The sequence below is a fragment of the Bacillus sp. 5mfcol3.1 genome (assembly GCF_900114335.1).
Classification (GTDB): Bacteria; Bacillota; Bacilli; order Bacillales; family Bacillaceae_G; genus Bacillus_A; species Bacillus_A thuringiensis_S.
Map to the genome: position 1 here is coordinate 1,201,745 of NZ_FOST01000001.1, position 20,006 is coordinate 1,221,750.

Here is a 20,006-nt window from a genome sequence, read left to right on the forward strand (position 1 = left end):
CCTTATTAAAACGAGGTGAAAAAGAATGTTAGAAAAACGTATACCAATTCCAGTGGCAGAAGCAGTTGCACGTGTAATGGAATATGCTTACCAAGGTGAAATAGAAAAGGTTTCTCTTATAGAAAGCTACGGTAGAACACTTGGAGAAGATGTTATTGCAGATCATGATGTCCCGCATTTCAATCGTTCTCCATACGACGGATTTGCGATTCGAGCAGAAGACACAAAAGAAGCAAGTAGCAGTAATCCCATTCTGTTTGAAGTGATTGGTGAAATTGGAGCAGGTTTTGTTTTTACAGAAGATGTGAAAGCATTTCAAGCTGTCCGTATTATGACAGGTGCGGCAATTCCTGCGGGGTGTAATGCAGTAGTTATGTTAGAGCTAACGGAAGGATTTGAAGAAAACGAAAAGACTTATATGAAATTGAAACGCTCCTTTGTTGCTGGGGATAACATTTCTTTTAAAAGAGAAGATGTAAAACAAAATAGCATTCTGGTGAAAAAAGGGACTGTTATTAATCCTGGAGTTGCAGCACTTCTTGCTACATTTGGTTATAGTACGGTATATGTTGTAAAACAGCCAGTCATTGGAATTGTAACGACAGGAAGTGAACTGCTCGAAGTACATGAACAATTAAAGCCAGGGAAGATTCGAAATAGTAACTCTTATATGGTAGCTGCTCAAATTGAACGAGCAGGTGGAATTGTACAGTATTATGGGCAATTCGCTGACAATTTTGAGACGTGTTATAACACTGTAAAAAAAGCGATAAAAGAAGTTGATATATTAATTACAACTGGTGGCGTTTCAGTAGGAGACTATGATTATTTACCGGCTATTTATGAGAGATTACAAGCTAATGTACTTTTTAACAAAATAGCGATGCGACCAGGAAGTGTGACAACTGTAGCTGAGTTAGAGGGAAAACTATTATTTGGTCTATCTGGTAATCCTTCTGCTTGTTATGTCGGATGTGAATTGTATGTTCGACCTGTCATTGGAACATACTTGCATAGGAAAGATCCGCACATATATCGTGCAGAGGCAATTTTACAGAAAGACATTTCGAAAGCAAATCCGTTTACTCGTTTTGTAAGAGGGAGAGTAGAAATTGTAGATGGGCAATTGCAAGTTACACCAGTCGGTTTAGATAAATCTAGCGCAATTTCTTCAATTGCAGAAGCGAATGCATTTATCGTTCTGCCGGGAGGAACGAGAGGATTTGAAACAGGAATAACCGTTTCGGTACTGTTATTAGAATCGAACGTCGGAAGTGAGTGGCCGTGGGAAGAGCCGCTTCGATCATACAAGTAATAGAAAAAGAGATTGCTAACTTATATAAGGATCAGAGGTGCAAGATGACACATACGTATTATGAAGTAATTGATACACCTATTTCAATTGAAGAAGTTACAAACAAAGTAATTCGTCGTGAGTGTGGTGCGGTTACTACTTTTATTGGTACTGTTAGAGAATTTACGAAAGGTCGACGTACACTTTGTTTAGAGTATGTAGCTTATAAGACAATGGCGGAGAACCAGCTTGAGAGAATTGGCACTGAAGTAGGAGAGAAGTGGCCAGGGACATATGTCGCTATTACACATCGCATTGGTACATTACAAATTTCTGATCTTGCTGTTGTTGTCGCTGTTTCTACACCACACCGGAAAGCTGCATATGAGGCGAACGAATATATTATGGAGCGTATTAAACAAATTGTTCCAATTTGGAAGAAAGAGTTTTGGGAAGATGGTGAGTCATGGATAGGTGATCAGTTAGAGAAGGTAACATATGCAAATGGTGAGCCTGGAAAGGAGAGGAGTATATGATTGAAGTACTATTATTTGCACATTTACAAGAAGAAGTAAGTAAGCCAGCATTACACATAGATTGTGAAAATATTACAGTTGCGAAGCTGAAGGAAGTTCTGATTAAGGAATATAATGTAGCAATTTCAAACGAGATTATGGTCGCGATAAATGAAGAGTATGCAAATGAGGATGACATCATTCAAGTTGGCGATGTCGTAGCAATGATTCCGCCAGTAAGTGGTGGTTGATTCTTTTCAGCCTAATCATGTTAGGACGTGATTAGGCTGGAGAGAATGAATATAACTATGCATACATAGGAGGGAACAGGATGAAAAGTCCTAATTTTCAATTAAGTTTACAAACTTCTAATCTAGTTATCGGTTTTATGGTATGGGTCATTTTATCATCATTAATGCCTTATATTAAAGCGGATATTCCATTAACTGCGGGACAAATTTCTATGGTAACAGCAGTACCGGTTATTTTAGGTTCTGTTCTTCGCATTCCAATTGGTTATTGGACAAATCGTTTCGGAGCAAGAAAATTATTCTTTATTAGTTTTATTTTATTATTATTTCCTGTCTTTTATATTAGTGTTGCCAATTCTATGATGGATTTAATTATTGGTGGATTATTTGTCGGAATCGGTGGTGCTGTATTCTCTGTAGGGGTAACTTCTTTACCAAAATACTTTCCGAAAGAGAGTCACGGTTTTGTAAATGGTATTTACGGTGTAGGTAATGCCGGAACAGCCATTACTTCATTTTTAGCGCCTGTTATCGCAACTTCAGTTGGCTGGAGAGCGACAGTACAATGTTATTTGGTTTTACTTGCAGCATTTGCACTTATGAATTTTTTATTAGGCGATCGTAAAGAGAAAAAGGTGAATACACCATTAATGGAACAAATAAAAGGTGTATATAAAAATGAAAAACTTTGGTTTTTATGTATCTTTTACTTTTTAACATTCGGATCATTTGTCGCATTTACCGTATACTTACCAAACTTTTTAGTATCTCACTTCGGATTAGAGAAAGTAGATGCAGGTATGCGGACAGCTGGATTCATCGTACTCGCAACAATTATGCGCCCAATTGGTGGTTGGCTCGGTGATAAGTTTAATCCATTTAAAATATTAATCTTTGTATTTATCGGTTTAACACTTTCAGGTATTATTTTATCATTTATGCCTAGCATGAACGTGTATACATTTGGTTGCCTACTAGTCGCATTTTGTGCAGGTATAGGTAATGGTACAATCTTTAAACTCGTTCCAATGTATTTCTCAGAACAAGCTGGTATTGTAAATGGTCTCGTATCAGCTTTAGGTGGACTAGGAGGATTCTTCCCACCGCTAATTTTAACATTACTATTCCAATTAACAGGTCATTATGCAATTGGATTTATGGCGTTATCAGAAGTCGCACTTGCTTGTTTAATTATTACAGTGTGGATGTATAGCCAAGAGAAATTGTTAGTGATGTTAAAGAATCATTAATAAGGAAAAAGAACCGTCCCAAAGTATATTGGGATGTTTTTTTTAGTAATAGGCTTCAACATGTTTTTATTGCTATCTCAACAAACGCTCGTTTTCTAAAAGAATGTGCTTTTAAAATGAAAAACAGAAGGTTTATGGAATTTTATTTTAAAATATAGAAGTCAAAAGTTATTCAATTAAGGGGTAGATTAGTGAAGGAAATCTTAAATCTATTCTAAAGATCGAACTCATTTTTAGAATGTAAATATTTAATTGAATCGGGATGTTTAGATGAAAAAAATATAAGTCCACTCAAGATAAACAAGTATCAGGTGTGTTAGGTGGTTTAAGCGACAAGTATGGAATTGATGTAAGTATTCTTCGCATAGTAACTGCAGTATCAGATTTTTTTAGGGCCAAATTTTTTGGTAAGGCTAACGGATATTGTGAAAAAAGTACTACACTAAAGAATACAGTTTAGTTCGATAAGATAAAATTATGAATTTGTATAAACAATCCATAATTTTCTTTATGAGTTATATTTGATATGTTAAAGAAAAGAGAGGGGAGGGAAATGAAATAAGAATTTTTGATGAGCATTTTCATATTATTGATTTCAGTTTTCTGATTATTAAGAACTGAGGGTGTTTTCCGATGAATTAAATGTGGTCCATATTTAGTAAAGAGTTTCATCCAACTATAATATATTTGGAATGAGGTTTTACATGTTTGTTTTTATTATATTAGACGTGATATTACCAATATTAATATTGATGCTAATTGGTGCAATCTTACAAAGAAAGTTTCAATTTAACTTAAAGCAGCTATCTACACTTATTACTTATTGCTTGATGCCAGCGGCTGTATTTGTGAATATATATGATATTCGTATAGAAACAGGTTTGTTGCTCCAGATAATATACTATTTAATGCTTTATAGTCTGAGTCTGATCATAGTAAGTCATTTCATTTCAAAAATATTAAAGTTAGAAAAAGGAGAAAGTGCAGCTCTAAAAAATAGCATTTCGTTAATGAATTCCGGTAATTATGGGTTACCAGTAAGTCAATTGATTTTCAGTAACAATCCAGTGGGGGTTTCCATTCAAATTTTTATTGTTATTTTCCAGAATCTTTTAACTTATTCATATGGGATATATAACTTACTATCAGCAACAAAAACAATCGGAGGTATTATTCAATCATTTCTAAGACTGCCTGTATTTCATGCACTCGTATTAGGGGTTTTCTTTCAATCTTTTACAATTCAAATACCTAATTCTATCTTTATTCCTCTTAATCAGCTTGCGAATGGTTTTGTTGCAATAGCACTCATATTGCTAGGGGCACAATTATCCAACATTAAGCTTAATTTTTTCCATCGAGTCATAACATGGGCTTTAATTGGAAGGTTACTGATGGGACCATTATTAGCACTTGCTATGATATATCTACTAAACATGGATGGTATTGTTGCACAATCATTATTTATTGCAAGTTCTTTTCCTACTTCAAGAAATACATCAACCATTGCTATGGAGTATCAAATAGAACCTGAATTACATGCACAAATCGTTTTATTTTCAACACTTTTCAGCATTATTACAGTAACTGTCGTTATTTATTTGTCATATATTTTGTTTTGAATGTACGTGCAAAAACGAATAGATTTGAGGCGGTAAATGATGGACGGAAATCCCATCGATATGAGAAGAAAACAGTCTTAAATATATTGAGTGTCGTTTACAATTGTACTATGTCTGATAATCAAGTGGCTTAATTCAAAAAAAAGGAAACTCGTTACGGGTTATTTCGTATGTAAATCTTTAAAGCATCTACATATAGATTTGCGAAAAAAGACACAATCTCGCTTATAATTGACGTTACATGAGCTTAGGTTGATAGTGATGGGGGAGCGTCAAGTAAGAATTTTATCTTTATTGATTCCATGTAATTTTTCCGTATTATTGTAAATAAAGGGGATGATTCCAAGTTGAGTAAACAAAATATCAGCACAACAGTTTCAGGAGATGTAATTGTTACCCATCTAGTTGGTAATATAAAAACAGATGATGTGTATGAATGGTTTAATGGTTTCGAGCAGGTTTGTCAGCAATTCATTTCCGAAGGGCGGAAATATAAATTGTTGGTGGATAGAAAAGGATACACGCCAAATCATTTTTCTGTTCAAAAAGTATGGAAAGAGAAGTTTTTCAATGAAACCATTTTGAATCACAGTAAGGCAATTGCATTTCTCCTTGAAGAGGGGGAGATAATGGATTATTTACAACAATCTAATACGAAAGAATCTGTGAGATTTTTTGATGAGTATGAATATGCGCTAATTTGGTTGAATGAATATCCAATATAAAACCTGTATTGAAGCAGTTGCTTTCAAGCAACTGTTTTTTATGTCCGTAATTGTTGCCGTTATTTTTCTTCACAGATTCTTGTCCAATTGCTTGTCTGAGCCTAAAAAACGAAACTAAAGCAAAAAGAACAAACGCCTCTAAAAACGTTTGTTCAAAGTTAATTACTATTTTAGCTGAGTGATAGATTACAATTTGCGAGTATGAGAAAGTTTTTTTATAAGTTTAGGAAGTATGGATGTTAATTCTTGCTTCATGCGCTTCGTAAACGATGGGTCCTTACCTGAAGTTGAAATAGTGACAACATATTCATCATTTCGAATGACACCAGGTGTGTGAAAAGATGATGCTGTACTACCACTTACAACGTTAACCCACTGGAAATCATGAGCGGCCTGTTTGACCATCATATTTACAGCATGTTGATTTGTAGCTGCATAAATAAGATGAGCATCTTTAATATCATCATTACTAAAAGTTTTTTGCTTCCAAGTAATATAAGAAAGTTCCTTCATTTCCTCGCAAATTTCTGGGCTGACAACAGTGACGAAAGCACCTGTATTTTTTAATCCAGACGCTTTTCGATATGCAATTTTACCTCCACCAATGATAACGACCACTTTATTTTGTAGATTAAACATAAGAGGGTACATGTTATACATATATGCATTCCTCCATTCGTTCTAATAATGTTAACTTCATGTATGTATCAAACTGAAGACAGTTACAAGTCGTAACGTGATCATATTTTTTTGTATGCAATTTAATTTTTTGAAGTAATAATCCGGTAAAGAGAAGGTACGGCATGACATATACATGGGACGCAGTCGATGTTATAGCCTTGAGCTCAGCAGCAAAAGAGGGAGTTCCTTTCGTTAAAAAGGAACAGGATACTGGCATACCAAGTTTTCGTTCGACAGCTGCTCTGATTTGTTGTAATTCATGTATCGGTTGTGGATCACTGCTGCCTCGTCCTACGAGTAAAATACTACTATTTTGCATTGGCATAGCTTCACGTATTCTTTTCACTACAAGTTCCACCATATGTGGATGTGTACTAAAAGGAGGTACAACTGAAAATGTTATTTGTGGATATTTCTTTTGTAGTTGCTCTATTTCAAAAGGAATATCACGTTTATAGTGAGCTGCTGCAAATAATAAAACAGGTACAATCATTATTTCAGTTACTCCCTCTATTATCGTTTCTGTAACTGCATCCGAAATAGTAGGTGTCGTTAGTTCTAGAAAAGCTATTTTTTGAATTCTTTCGTTTCGCTCTTTCATAACAGATTGAATAAATTGAATGAATTGTTCATTACCTTCTTGTAGCCGGCTCCCATGTCCAACATATACAATTCCTTTCATTGTCTCACCATGTCTTTCTTCATAAGAGTTTCTTGTAATTGATGATCTACGTTATGAAACCCAACTTTATTTGCATAGTGTAAAGTTGGAACGTCGGTATACGAGAATGGGAGAGTAAGAATATTGATAAAGCCAAGGCGTTTTATTTCTGCTAGAAACGTATCAATAGAAGCACGACCTTCAAATACAATGCTATCCCATGAGAATTCAGAAAGAATACGTGAATGAATTTCATCGAAGCGATGATCAATTGTGTACTCATGAGTCATCATATAGGAACCAGCACCAATTTTTTCTTGAATAACAGCAATTCGGTTAATGTTTCGTCCTAAATAAATCGTTGAATTCGAAGAAAATTGCGCAGGTTTACTGAACAATCCATATTGCATGAGCTTTTCTTGAATAGAAAGGTTCATATACTGAAGTTCTGCCTGTAAGGAACGAATATCTTTATGATATTTACTGCATGATTGCATTAAGATGTCTACACTGTCAGCGGAACAAAATACAAGACGATCAACGTTAAAAATCTTATTGATTTGTTCAGAGGTTAATGTGTATTCTTTCTTTTTGAAAGTTGGAATTTGATATATTTCTGCACCGGACTCTTGTAACATTTGCTTTATTGCGCTTTTTTTATTTGTTGCAGATGTAAATAAAACTTTCTTGCTGTGCAATGGCTTGCGTTCTTTCCAAGAGATTTGATTACGTAAGGAAACGACATCACCAACAATTGTCATAGAAGGATTAGAAATATTTTCGTTTTTGACAATAGAAACAATGGTAGACAGTGTCCCTGTGACAACGCGCTGTTTACCAGTTGTACCCCATTCAATGACTGCTACTGGCGTATCTTCTTTTTTTCCTGCTTGTAGTAAGTTTTCACAAATTGTAGGTAAGTTTTTTATACCCATGTAGTAGGCAATCGTGTCGCTATTGTAAGATGAATTATATTTTCCATGATCGCTTAAAGGACCTTTTGCATGTCCGGTTAATAAAGTGACACTATTACTGTAGTCACGGTGGGTGAGGGGAATACCTGCATAGATACTAGCGGCGATGCTAGAGGTAATACCTGGTACAATTTCATATGGAATATTTGCTGATGCTAAAGTTTCTGCTTCTTCACCAACACGGCCAAAAATAGATGGATCTCCGCCTTTTAAGCGGACTACGATTTTTCCTTCTTTCGCAAATTGAAGGAGGTGTGAGTTAATCATTTCTTGACGCATAGTATGATTCTTTGGCATTTTTCCGCAATAAATAAGTTCACATGTTTCTTTTGTATAATTAAGAAAGGAAGGGTTTAATAAGCGGTCATATAAGACGATATCTGCACGATTTAAGCACTCTATCGCTTTTTTTGTAATAAGCCCTTCATCACCTGGTCCTGCACCAACTAAATATACATATCCGTTCATATTCGCACCTCGTCTATTTTTATTTAAAAGGAAGCCAGGAGAGGCTTCCTTTTGTAAATTACATGTATATATAAATATCTCCGTCAATAACTTCTACTTCATACGTTTGAATACAACCGTCATCAGGTTTTTGAACTTCACCTGTTAGTAGTGAAATTTTCCAATCATGTAATGGACAAAAGACGAATTCTCCAGATACAATACCTTCCGCTAATGGCCCGTTTTTATGAGGACAACGATTTTCTACAGCTCGAATATCGCCATTTGAAAGGCGGAATAGGGCGAAAGACATACCTTTCATTTGCACCTCTTTACCGATTTGAATAGGAAGGTCTTCTGCACGCATAACTTTTATTTTTTCTTTCGTTTGTATCATATAGGTCACAGCTCCTTATTTCACAGTTTCTACTTCATACATCGCTTTTAATGATTTCGTTTCTAGTGCTTGTCCCCAAGCTTCTTTATATGTGCCACGAGCTTTTTGGAAACGTTCATTTAACGTAGTAACCATATTTGCATCTTGCAGTATTTCTTTTATGTGATCGAAGCCTAAACGTTCTGTCCAGTAGGCAGTACGCTCTCCGTAAATACCAGTTTCACGATAATATTGCATGTAAGCTGTAGCGATGCGAAGGACATCATCTTCAGTAGGGACAATCATTACAAAATCAGCTTCACGTACTTCTGTACCACCATTTCCGCCAATATAAAGTTGATATCCATTTTCGACACAAACAACGCCAAAATCTTTCGTCAGTACTTCCGCACAGTTACGCGGACAACCAGTTACACCCATTTTCATTTTATGAGGTGTATCTACCATTTCTAATGATTGTTCAAGCAACATACCAAGTCCTAATGAATCTTTCGTACCGAAACGGCAAAAACGAGAGCCAACACATGATTTTACATTACGAAGAGATTTTGAATACGCATATCCAGAAGTCATATTTAAGTCAGCCCATACGTTAGGTAAATCTTGTTTCTTGACACCGTATAAGCCAATTCGGCTTGCACCGGTAATTTTCACAAGTGGAACATCATACTTCTTCGCAACTTCAGCAATTTTCATTAAATCATCTGCTGTTGTAACGCCTCCGTACATACGTGGAATAACAGAGAATGTACCATCGTGTTGGATGTTACCATTCATTCTTTCATTAACGAAACGGGACGATTTATCATCTTCATATTCTTCTGGAATCGCCATACGTAAATAGTAGTTTAAAGCAGGGCGGCATTTCGAACAGCCGTCTTCATGTGCAAAACCAAGAACATTTCGTACTTCTTTTGGAGATTTTAAGCCTTTCTCGTGAATGGCCGCTACGACTTCATCACGGGATAAAGGTGTACATCCACACATACCGGCAGATTGCGCTGAGGCATCAAAAGCATCTCCAAGTGTATGAGATAAAACTTGTTCCACAAGCGGACGACATTTACCACAAGACCCTGCGGCTTTCGTACATCCTTTAACTTCTTCAAAAGTCGTTAACTCTTGTTCTAAAATGGCGTGAACGATTGTACCTTTCGTAACACCATTACATCCGCAAATCGTGTCATCAGCACTCATAGTAGCAACGTCAAGTTCACTCTCTTCACCAGCTTTGTGAAGAATGGAAGCTGGTGTATATTCTTGTATATCTTCTTCTTTCTTTAACATGCTAAAGAGGCGTGTACCGTCAGCTGTGTCACCATATAAAACGATACCGACGACTTTATTATCACGAATTAATACTTTTTTATAGGAACGTTTACATTCATCAAAGATGGATATTGCTTTCGTTTGATCATCTTCATAAATTTGACCAGCAGAGAATAAATCACAACCAGCAACTTTTAATTGCGTACCGACGATACTGCCCGAATATCCATCAGTTTGTAAATTTGTTATATGTTTTGCTAATATCGCACCTTGTTCATAAAGAGGAGCAACAAGTCCATATGCGATACCGTCATGCTCTGCACATTCTCCAACTGCATAAATGGACTCATCATTTGTTAGCATATAGTCATTGACTACAATACCGCGATTTACAATTAAACCAGCATCTTTTGCTATTTGCGTATTTGGGCGTATTCCGACAGCCATTACGACTAAATCACAATCTACAACTTCACCATCTTCAAATTGAATGCCCTCAACATGGTCTGTACCAAGAATTTTTACAGTTTTCTTTTCCATTAGAAATTTCATGCCTTGCGCTTCCAAATCTTTGCGTAATAGAGAAGCTGCTTTCGTATCTAGTTGCTGCTCCATTAAGTTTGGCATTAAGTGAACAACATGTACGTCCATCCCTAAGTCAATAAGACCTCTTGCGGCTTCTAAACCAAGTAACCCACCACCAATAACAACGCCCTTTTTCTTTTCTTTAGCGGTGTCTATCATAAATTGTGTATCTTCAATTGTTCGAAATCCTGTTACACCAGGAAGAGTAGAACCTTCAACAGGTAAAATAAAAGCACTAGAACCTGTTGCGATAATGAGTTTGTCATATGTAAGAGTACGATTTTTTTCTGTGATAATGATTTTTGCTTCTCGGTTAATACTTTGAACTCTTTCGTTTGTATATAAAGTTATCTCATTCTCTTCGTACCAACTATATTCATTCATAATGATATCTTGCATATTTGTTTTGCCTTGTAAAACGTGAGAGAGCATAATACGGTTGTAGTTTGGATGCGGTTCATCTCCCAAAATAGTAATCTCATATGAATCACTATTATGTTTTAATATTTCTTCTATACAGCGTATGCCAGCCATACCATTTCCGATCATAACTAAACGTTTTTTCATTTTCGTTTCCCCTTTTTCTGTGAAATGTTGAACAAAGGATTATATTTCTATTATAGAAAATCCAAAAAAGGGGAGATGTGATATTTGTCACATTTTTATAATGATTCACAAATTGTTAAAATTCGGATTTATTCGAGAGGGATGTGTATATTTTTTACCAAATGAAAAAACAGGACATAAGTATGTATACTCATGTCCTGCAATTTATTTATGCTCTCGTAATGGCACGTGGAAATAAAATATTATTTTCTAAATGAATGTGTTCAACTAAGTCAGACTCTAATGCTTCAAGACGTTGGTAAACAAGTCGATAAGTACCGCAAGCTCCTTCTGGAGGAGTAAAGTCATTTGTAACTTTACGAAGCTCTTTAATAATGTTGCCTGCGTGGTTATGTTCATTTTCCAACTCATCTACTACTTTAAGTAATTTCACATAGTTTTCTTCAATTGGATTTTGTTCAAATTCTAAAATTAATGGGAAATCTTCTGTTTCTTCTTTAATTAAATGTTGTTCTAATTCCATCTTTAATTCGTGAAATAGCTTATGAATTTGAGCTAAGTGAGGCTGACTTGCTCCGTGGACGCGTAATACTTTCGTCACATACGGACTTAATTGTGGTAATTCTTCATTTAAATAGCGATGATGCTTATTTATAACATAATCAATCAATTCACGATAAGAAGCATTTTTCCAATCAATTTCAGATTCATTTAATCGTTTCGTATTATTATAAAGTGTATTTAATTCTGTAAGTACTTCTGTTGCTGATAAATTTCTTTCATGAATTGCATCAATAAGTGGTTTATTACCACCACAACAAAAGTCTATTCTATATGATTTAAAAAGATCGCTAGCTTTCGGAAATTGTGTAACGATCTCACCGACAATAGAAGTTTCAGTAAATGCATGTTTCATATGAACGCCTCCATAAAGTTTGAATGTAATAACTAAATTAAGAATAGCGATAAACTAACATCTATGTAGTGATTGAAATCACTTATTCTGTGTCGTTTTTGAGAATAATAAGAAGAATGTTATTAAAATAAGGGGGAAAGTAATAAGTGGTAATATTTTTTATTGCTATTTTTCACATGCAATTCCATCGCCATCACGATCAAGATGAGAGCTATAACCTGGTTGCCCTTTATGTAAAGGGGCTTTCCCAGCTGCTCTAACTGCAGCACAATTTTTGTAGTATGCACTACTAGTATTTCCTGAAGCGGGTTGTGTTTGAGTTCGCTGTGCTTTTTGCTCTTCTTGTTGTTTGCGAGCCTGTTCGTCAGCCTGACGTTTTTGTTCTTCTTGTTGTTTACGAGCTTGTTCCTCGGCTTGACGCTTCTCATCTTCTTGCTTTTGAGTTTTTTCATCCGCCTCTTTCTTTTCTAGTTCTTTTTTCTGTTCGCTATTTTTTTGTTCTTCATTGTTAGAGGCAACTTTTGTACTAGTTGCTGTCGTTTTTTCGAAAGAAGGAGCTGAAATACCTAATAGCGCAACAAAAATGACAAATAATACGGCTGTAATAATAAATTGTTTTTTCGCTACACCTGTTTTCTTAATTACAGATAAGATTGCTATAACAAGGAAGAATATAAATAGAATGAAAATTAAAGTAGAAAAAACTCGACGACGGGGTGTTCCGACTTTGTTGTACCGGTCGTTATTAATATAATAGAAATCATAAAAAGAATAACGGTAGGACGTCCATATTGTTTTGCTTTTCCATTTTTCTTAAAGAATGAAATGATACATAAGATTAAAAGAATAAAAGCAATAGAAAATAAAGCTGCACCAATATTAATCAAAATCGCCATTTTCATACCTGCATTTGTAAGATTTTTCTTATTGATTATAAACTTATTGGATATTACACGTTTTATATAAATTTAGAAAATTAATATTTTTACTAGACTTATAAACGATTATTTTATATATAGGGAAAAATAGATATATTTCCTATTACTTTTTGAAAGATATTTCATAAATTATAGTATATCGATTGAAAGGAGGAGATTTGAATGGAATTTCAATTGTTAGTAACTTGTATATTACAAGAAGGTAATGCTTACTTTTTAGTAACGAAGGTAGACGATGTTATTACGTTAAAAGTACCGATTACTGCGGGAGTAGCAGGTTTATTTTTAGCTTTAGGTGTACCAAGATGTTCTTAATTTAAATCTCTATAGTAGAAGGGGGAGGGACATGCCTTCCTTTTCTGCTATTACATAATATAATTATGTAAACTTAAATATCATATTTGTGATAGCACGTTTGAAATGGACATGCATATACTATAATGTTTCATTGGATGTTAGCGGTGAAAGGTAGTTTTAATAAGTGCATCCAGTGATGTTTTTAAGCTATGAAAATAAAAGAGGTGCTATTATATATGAAAAGAAAAACATTGGATATTCCAGTTACATTGCGAAGAGAGTGGTTTTTACTAGAGTTAGCTCATTTAACGAAAAAATATGGAATTGAAATTGCAACTAGCAAAATGGATGCTGCACCGTTTTTAAGAGATCAAGTTACAGAATCAAAGATAGGGAAAGGGTTACAATACGATAAATATGATGATGAATATATAATTGAAAATTAAAGGGTAACAACAAAATTAAATTAATTTATAACAAAATATAAAATAAAGCAGATTCTAAATATAGAATCTGCTTTATTATGAAATACTTGTAGTCAACTAACCTCTTTCTAGTGTTTTTCCTACATATTTCTCTTGCGTTATTCCAAAAGATTCACGAAGAATGCGAGCGTAATCTTTAGATTCTATTGGTCGTTTATTTTTAGTGCCTTTAAAGGTTTCTGTATAATTTTTATTTGTTAATGATATGTGACCATAAGTAGTTAATTTACAAGTGATAGCCCCTTTATTAAAAGGAGATTCTTTATGCTCTACAATCACTTTTTGAATGTTATTCACTTTTTTCTCATCTATTGGATCTACAGTGAAAGCATAGCCTATTTTCCATTCATTTGAAGGTTCAGATTGTAAGAAACTTGTAGATTCTCCGTTAGCTCCTTTTCTCATTTCTAAAATATGCGTACCTTTTCGAGTATTTCGCTTACGAATTCGATATTCTCCTGTTTGAGAGGAGATGACATCTCCGTTAAAAGGGACTGGATGTAAAGGGAGATGAGATGCAAAACCTGCATCCACAACATAATCTTTATCCTCATGACTTAATATGATAATGACATGACCATCATCGGGTTTCCATTTATTATCGTACAGATCATAAACAGTACCGGCTACTTTGTATACTTGAAACCTACAATCAATTAAAAAATAATACAATAAGGAGTTTAATTCATAACAAAGTCCACCTCGTTTTTGAATAAGTAACTTTTCTATTAAATTATCTTTTGAGATATTTTTAATAGTGCCAGCCATAATATCAAGATTTTCATAGGGGAGAATCATTCCCATTTTTAAGAGAATTTCATCTAAATCATCAAATGTTATTTCTTTTGCAGGAATTTTTAAGCGTTTAAAAAACTCCTTTTGTAAATTGGTCATCATAAAGTATTCTCCTTTCTTTTTACAGAATTTTCTTCTGCTCACCGATAGGTTAGTACTTCTAAAAAGTTAATTCAAGTGCGCAGAAATTATCATAATATATGTTTCTGGAAATGTGATTTTTTATTCTGAAATTTCAGTTTAATTTTTAATCGTAGGAAAGTCTTATAATATAAGCTCCTTTAAAATTAGTTTGTATTTAATGAAAAGAAAGTACATATCTTTATTATATTTTTAAATAACTAACTAGTAATAAAATGTTTTTTCACTAAAATTTTTTCAAGATTTGTATGCTTTATATAAACAATAATGATTTAAAAAATATCTGGATGTAGCGAAGTTAACAATTATTGAGAAACTTTTTTGTCGTATTCTATCAAAAGGAAGAGGTAGAAACAAAGAGAATAACGAGAGTTAAGGAAGAGGGTACACAACTAGTAACCTTCTAAAAATAGGGCTAACATCTTTTTAAAATAAAAGATTAGCTATTATTAAGGAAGGGAAAATATAAAAATATTATAAAGAACACCTTCTTTCAAAAAAATAGGGGGAGTAATATGCGACTGATGAGAAGATTTGTGGTCTTACTAATTGTATTTTTTATCATGGCTCCAACGATTAGCACAAATGTACAGGCAGAAGTTGTAAAAGAGCTTGGAAAGGGGTTTCCTGACACAGAAGTATTCACACCTGGAGAATGGTTTTTAGGCCAAAAACCTGCTAATTATGATGAGAATAAACCGCCAATTCTCTTTGTACAAGGAAGAAATGGTAATGCTGATAGTTGGTATGGAAAGACAGTATATCATGATATAAATGATATGTATGATTATGCTTTAAAAGCAGGCTATCAAACAGTGTTTATACAATTGTATGATGCTGCTGGGAAAGGTTCGGCTAGTCAGTGGGATAACGGAAAATTGTTAGCACAAAAACTTGAAGAAATATATAATCATTTCGGTAAAAAAGTTAATATTGTAGCGCATAGTAAAGGTGGTATTGATACACAAGCCGCATTAGTTGAATATGGTGCGAATCGATTTGTTGGAAATGTTATTACACTTGCTACACCGCATCACGGCTCAAATTTAGCAGATTTATCATATAGTTGGTGGGCAGGGTGGCTTGCTTCTATATTAGGTCAAAAAGATGATGGTACGTATTCGTTACAAATAGGTGAAATGGCAAAGTTTCGTTCAACAATAGATAACAACCCAGCAGCTAAATTAAACCGTTACTATACGGCTACTGGGACTAGCTGGGGGCCAACATTTTCTGCATTATCTATGGGCGGGTTATATTTATCGTCGTACGGTTCAAATGATGGACTAGTAAATGAATGGAGTGCGAAGCTATCGTACGGTACACATTTATTTACAGATTCCAGATTTGATCATGACAATATAAGAAAAGGATCAGCTGTTTTTGCACGAATTGAACCATATTTACGTACGACAAATGTGGGATTACCAGCTTTAGTAGCATCCAGCACTAGTTCAAATGAAAATCTAGAACAATTAAATACAACTTCAAATCAAAATATTTTAGGAGGCGAATTACCACAAAATCAGTGGATAGAGCAAAGTATTTCTGTTGATAAAAAGGCTGAAGGAATAGTTTCTGTACTAACTGCTTCTTCTGATGTAGAAGTACAAATGGTATCTCCAAAAGGAAAAATCTATGCAAACAAAGATAGCGCTATAACTACTGGTGAAGGCGAATCTTTCTTTAATGGGGCGACAATTAGAACATTCAAGTTTGATAAATTGGAAGTAGGCGAATGGAAAATCAAAATGATGGCGAAGCAGTCGAAAGATGCATATTTAGTTGTAAGCGATTACAAGAATGACGCGCCATTTGTTCTTCAAATGCCTACAAAGGTTAAAGTAAAAAACCCTGAGTATAAACTGAAAAAATCACCATTGGCACCTGAAATGAAAGGGGATCTTTCCATAACAGTAAGAGTCGTTAATAAAGAAGGTAAGTTAGTCTCTGAATTTAATGAATTACAAAATGTTAATACGAATACATTTACAGGTGCTTTGAAAGATATAAAACAACCGGGAGTATATAACGTTACGATGGATATAAAAGGGATGAATAAAGAAGGAAAACCATATAATCGTACGATTGTTAAGTCGGTTTATGTAGAGAAATAAGGAAGAATAAATAAGCATAATATAAAAGTGCAGAAATCTTGAGTTAGAAAGAATTCTGCACTTTTTTTGCGTGATGAGAGATAATAAAAGTCGAAGAAAACTGTTATTCAATAAAAAAAGATGCTGAAATAGCATCTGAATGTGAAGAAATAATATTAACTTAGTTTTGTAACTGTTAATTCGACTGAATTTATACCATTGTCACAAGTTACAATACTTTGACGATTAAAGCCACTATTATTTCTAAGTTGAAGAGTTGAATTAGCTGGCACTGTAACAATCGTTTCGCCAACGAGTTGAAGACATTCGTTATTTGATGAAGTATTCATTTGAATAGCGAAGTCACCTTGACTATTAGCAAGTGGATTGTTATTTAAAAATATAGTTATGACTGGGATATGTGGAAATACAGGATTTAAAGTAGTATTAATACTGGAAATGAACGAAACTCTATAATCACCAGCTTGTCTAAATTGTATAGTAGTAGAGTTTAGTAAGGAAACGCCTCCTGCTAAAGGTCCAACGTGATTAAATGGAAAAGGATTGCCAAAAGGAACAGTTATAAATTCAGTTTGCCAAAAAGTTCCGTATGCAGGACAGCTTCGTTTATGTGAATGGTCACATGAACATTTTTTATTTGAACTGGAAGAAGATTTACATGAGCATTTTTTATACGAGTTTGAAGAATGATAGTATGAACCCAATATATTACCTCCTATTCTTAATAAATGTAAAACACATAATAGTTTATGAAAATGAATCACAATTGGCGTGTATGCTTGTACTATAAAAGGAGATAGATTTGGAATATAAAGTGCTCAAATGATGAAATATAGTATTGGGGTATTACCTGTAATACTTTTCGAAGATGATAAGGTTCATAATTTGATAGAAAAATGAATGGGATTTCTAAATGGATTAAAGTAACGAGGAAACGTTTATCCCGCTATTTTCCGAGCGGTAAGACCCCACCTCAAAATTCAGTGAAAGCAAAGAAGTTAGTTGGGGGATGAACAAAACCCCCACTGAGTAAAGTTTCATTTTACTATATTAATTTCGTCTGACAAACAGCAATATTATCTTTTGCTGTATGGATGTTATCGTTTGGTGAAGTTATGATATTTAATCGTATGTATATTAGATTATTTAGTTTATTTTTTTATTTTATTTGTGTAGCTGGGCAGGAAGAAGTCAGAAAATATAGAATAAATGTACATATGAAGCATCGTTTGTTTTTGGTGTGAATAGTAATTAAAGATACGCTAAAATATTTAAAATTTTAACGAAAGAGAGATTAAATAATAGAGGGAGCAACTTACATGGAAAATATATTAAAGGTATCTTCAAAATCAAGCCCAAATTCAGTCGCGGGTGCAATAGCGGGTGTACTAAGAACAAGTGGTAATGTGGAAATTCAAGCGATTGGGGCTGGAGCTATAAATCAAGCGATTAAAGCAATTGCGATTGCGAGAGGGTTCGTCGCTCCAAGTGGTATTGACTTAGCTTTTGTTCCGGCGTTTCAAGAGATTTCTATCAATAATGAAGAAAGAACAGCGATTAAATTAATTGTAGGCCCTAGAAAGAAAAGGTCTTAGTAGAAGAGAGTGTTACTATAAGGGGGAAAGACCAATAGACTTCCGATGTTAGATACGTTATTTTATGTAACCGATCCTTGGGTGTGGACATGGCATTATGCCGGACGCATGTCTGTTAAGTTCTCCTTAAACTTAGCAGGTGTTCTAAATACTTAAAAATGCCAAATCCTTTGTGATATAAGGGATTTGGCATTTTTGATGTTTTAAAAATAAACACCCTTAAAACTGCTCATTCTTCTCCCAAGATTCAACGATATAGTATGAAAAACCTTATTATATCAAGGTTTATAAGTGTTGGTTTTCCTCGATGCTCACATTTTGCTCACATTAAATCTTTTCATTTGTTATCAGGTGTTTTCATTAGATTTTATTATGCTCTCGAAGTTTTCCGCTGCTTGTTGCTGCATGTTCTGTGTGATGTGGCTATACTTGTCTAACGTCATTTGAATAGATGAGTGTCCTAAGCGATCTTGTACGATTTTAGGGTGTTCTCCAGCCTGAAGCATGAGTGTAGCGTGAGTATGTCGTAAGTCGTGTATACGAATTCGGGGAACACCAGCTTTTTTATAGTGATCATTCAAAAAGCGATGGGGAGCATCTATATGTAAGGGCGAATGTATCGTATTGCCAGTGAAAATATAGGCCTCTTCATTCAAGTGTATACCCCAGCGGAAAAATTCTTTCTTTTTATAGGAGTAGTAGGATTGTAACTTCCCTATAACAAAAGAAGAGATACTAATACTTCTATTTGACGACTTAGTTTTGGTAGCAGCTTTAAATAGTCCTTTTTCTGTTTTTACAAGCGATTTATTAACCAGGATACGTTTATTATCAAAGTCAATATCTTTCCACGTTAGTGCAAGTAATTCTCCGCGTCTCATACCTGTATAGATTGCAAGTAAGAAGAACATATAATACTTAATATTTTTTTCTTTTAGGTACTGGAGGAATCGATTACATTCCTCGCTAGACCATGTTTTCATCTCGCCTTGCTCTTCACGTGGTTTTTTAACCTTATTCATTATATTTTCATGTATGATTTCCCATTCTACAGCGTGTTTGAAAATACATCTTAGGCAGCGGTGGATATTGCTGATTGTACCATTTGATAGTCCTTTTTCCTTAAGTTCAGCATAGTAGCTTTGAATCATTACGGACTTAATACTTTTAATTTTTTTATAACTAAATGGGGGAAGGATATAGAGCTTAACTAAGCTCATGTCTTTTTCATAAGATGTAATTTTTAATTCAGCTTTACGAAGAGGCTTTAACTTTTCCCATACATCTAAAACAGTTAATTGTTTGTCATCAAAATATATTCCTTTCTCTATCTCTGTAATCATCGTTGCAGCGGCATTTTGGGCCTCTTTTTTTGTTCTAAATCCACCCTTAGCTTTTTGTTTGCGTTTTCCTGTCGCTGGATCTATCCCAACATCTATTTTAAAAGACCATGTATTTCCGCGCTTATGGAAACTACCTTTCAT

At 34.3% G+C, this 20,006-nt stretch carries 19 protein-coding genes and 2 pseudogenes; 11 read left to right on the top strand and 10 right to left on the bottom strand.

Features of this window, described 5'->3' with window-relative positions:
• The first annotated feature begins 25 nt into the window (after positions 1-25).
• The 7 genes and pseudogenes from glp (at position 26) to BM089_RS06300 (ending at position 5,657) form a co-directional block, all read left to right on the top strand.
• Positions 26-1,315 (top strand): molybdopterin molybdotransferase MoeA, encoded by a 1,290-nt coding sequence (gene glp / locus BM089_RS06270; protein WP_090976298.1) that lies wholly within the window; start codon positions 26-28, stop codon positions 1,313-1,315.
• Between the two features lie 44 nt (positions 1,316-1,359).
• Positions 1,360-1,830, top strand: coding sequence for a molybdenum cofactor biosynthesis protein MoaE (locus BM089_RS06275; protein WP_000149965.1), 471 nt, complete (start codon positions 1,360-1,362; stop codon positions 1,828-1,830).
• Positions 1,827-2,060 (top strand): molybdopterin converting factor subunit 1, encoded by a 234-nt coding sequence (moaD, locus tag BM089_RS06280; RefSeq protein ID WP_000573676.1) that lies wholly within the window; start codon positions 1,827-1,829, stop codon positions 2,058-2,060. Before BM089_RS06275 ends, moaD begins: the two co-directional genes overlap by 4 nt.
• Before the next feature lie 80 nt (positions 2,061-2,140).
• The gene (narK, locus tag BM089_RS06285; protein ID WP_000841863.1) at positions 2,141-3,310 is read left to right on the top strand and encodes a nitrate transporter NarK; all 1,170 of its coding nucleotides are present in this window, start codon (positions 2,141-2,143) and stop codon (positions 3,308-3,310) included.
• Between the two features lie 274 nt (positions 3,311-3,584).
• A pseudogene (locus BM089_RS31435) lies at positions 3,585-3,713 on the top strand (PspC domain-containing protein); the annotation flags it as partial.
• A gap of 301 nt (positions 3,714-4,014) precedes the next feature.
• On the top strand, positions 4,015-4,932 hold the full coding sequence (locus tag BM089_RS06295; RefSeq protein ID WP_069355489.1) for an AEC family transporter: 918 nt from the start codon (positions 4,015-4,017) through the stop codon (positions 4,930-4,932).
• Positions 4,933-5,249: 317 nt separating this feature from the next.
• Positions 5,250-5,657 carry an STAS/SEC14 domain-containing protein gene (locus BM089_RS06300; protein ID WP_225988557.1) on the top strand — a complete coding sequence of 136 codons (408 nt, stop codon included), beginning with the start codon at positions 5,250-5,252 and terminating at the stop codon, positions 5,655-5,657.
• A 186-nt stretch (positions 5,658-5,843) separates the two neighbouring features.
• Here BM089_RS06300 and BM089_RS06305 read toward each other — a convergent pair whose 3' ends face one another.
• The 7 genes and pseudogenes from BM089_RS06305 to BM089_RS06335 all read right to left on the bottom strand — a co-directional run bounded on the left by BM089_RS06305 (position 5,844) and on the right by BM089_RS06335 (position 13,050).
• The gene (locus BM089_RS06305) at positions 5,844-6,317 is read right to left on the bottom strand and encodes a precorrin-2 dehydrogenase (protein WP_000282601.1); all 474 of its coding nucleotides are present in this window, start codon (positions 6,315-6,317) and stop codon (positions 5,844-5,846) included.
• Entirely contained in the window at positions 6,310-7,020 is a 711-nt protein-coding gene (locus BM089_RS06310) for a sirohydrochlorin chelatase (protein WP_090976300.1), read from the bottom strand. Before BM089_RS06310 ends, BM089_RS06305 begins: the two co-directional genes overlap by 8 nt.
• Positions 7,017-8,441, bottom strand: a complete 1,425-nt coding sequence (locus tag BM089_RS06315; RefSeq protein ID WP_071714372.1) for a uroporphyrin-III C-methyltransferase — start codon at positions 8,439-8,441, stop codon at positions 7,017-7,019. The genes BM089_RS06310 and BM089_RS06315 overlap by 4 nt, the downstream gene beginning before the upstream one ends.
• Before the next feature lie 58 nt (positions 8,442-8,499).
• Positions 8,500-8,817, bottom strand: a complete 318-nt coding sequence (gene nirD / locus BM089_RS06320; protein WP_000616683.1) for a nitrite reductase small subunit NirD — start codon at positions 8,815-8,817, stop codon at positions 8,500-8,502.
• Between the two features lie 15 nt (positions 8,818-8,832).
• Complete coding sequence (gene nirB, locus BM089_RS06325) at positions 8,833-11,238, bottom strand: NADPH-nitrite reductase large subunit (RefSeq protein WP_090976302.1); 2,406 nt, start codon at positions 11,236-11,238, stop codon at positions 8,833-8,835.
• 208 nt (positions 11,239-11,446) lie between these two features.
• On the bottom strand, positions 11,447-12,154 hold the full coding sequence (gene ric, locus BM089_RS06330) for an iron-sulfur cluster repair di-iron protein (protein WP_090976304.1): 708 nt from the start codon (positions 12,152-12,154) through the stop codon (positions 11,447-11,449).
• A 165-nt stretch (positions 12,155-12,319) separates the two neighbouring features.
• Positions 12,320-13,050 (bottom strand): annotated as a pseudogene (locus BM089_RS06335) (excalibur calcium-binding domain-containing protein).
• A 204-nt stretch (positions 13,051-13,254) separates the two neighbouring features.
• Here BM089_RS06335 and exsG point away from each other — a divergent pair.
• The gene (gene exsG / locus BM089_RS06340) at positions 13,255-13,407 is read left to right on the top strand and encodes an exosporium protein ExsG (protein WP_000395679.1); all 153 of its coding nucleotides are present in this window, start codon (positions 13,255-13,257) and stop codon (positions 13,405-13,407) included.
• A 218-nt stretch (positions 13,408-13,625) separates the two neighbouring features.
• On the top strand, positions 13,626-13,835 hold the full coding sequence (locus BM089_RS06345) for a hypothetical protein (RefSeq protein WP_139213218.1): 210 nt from the start codon (positions 13,626-13,628) through the stop codon (positions 13,833-13,835).
• Positions 13,836-13,931: 96 nt separating this feature from the next.
• Here BM089_RS06345 and BM089_RS06350 read toward each other — a convergent pair whose 3' ends face one another.
• A complete protein-coding gene (locus BM089_RS06350) occupies positions 13,932-14,771 on the bottom strand; it encodes an arylamine N-acetyltransferase family protein (protein ID WP_090976308.1) in 840 nt (279 codons plus the stop codon).
• Positions 14,772-15,325: 554 nt separating this feature from the next.
• On the opposite strand from BM089_RS06350, the gene BM089_RS06355 reads away from it, so the two are divergent.
• Positions 15,326-16,927 carry an esterase/lipase family protein gene (locus BM089_RS06355; protein ID WP_090976310.1) on the top strand — a complete coding sequence of 534 codons (1,602 nt, stop codon included), beginning with the start codon at positions 15,326-15,328 and terminating at the stop codon, positions 16,925-16,927.
• 155 nt (positions 16,928-17,082) lie between these two features.
• Here BM089_RS06355 and BM089_RS06360 read toward each other — a convergent pair whose 3' ends face one another.
• A complete protein-coding gene (locus tag BM089_RS06360) occupies positions 17,083-17,631 on the bottom strand; it encodes a hypothetical protein (RefSeq protein ID WP_053564648.1) in 549 nt (182 codons plus the stop codon).
• 615 nt (positions 17,632-18,246) lie between these two features.
• Between BM089_RS06360 and BM089_RS06365 the strand changes: the two genes are divergently transcribed.
• Positions 18,247-18,522: a stage V sporulation protein S gene (locus tag BM089_RS06365; protein ID WP_000427801.1), complete on the top strand. Its 276-nt coding sequence runs from the start codon at positions 18,247-18,249 to the stop codon at positions 18,520-18,522.
• 347 nt (positions 18,523-18,869) lie between these two features.
• On the opposite strand, the gene BM089_RS06370 is transcribed toward BM089_RS06365, so the two are convergent.
• Positions 18,870-20,006: a site-specific integrase gene (locus BM089_RS06370; RefSeq protein WP_076537198.1), complete on the bottom strand. Its 1,137-nt coding sequence runs from the start codon at positions 20,004-20,006 to the stop codon at positions 18,870-18,872.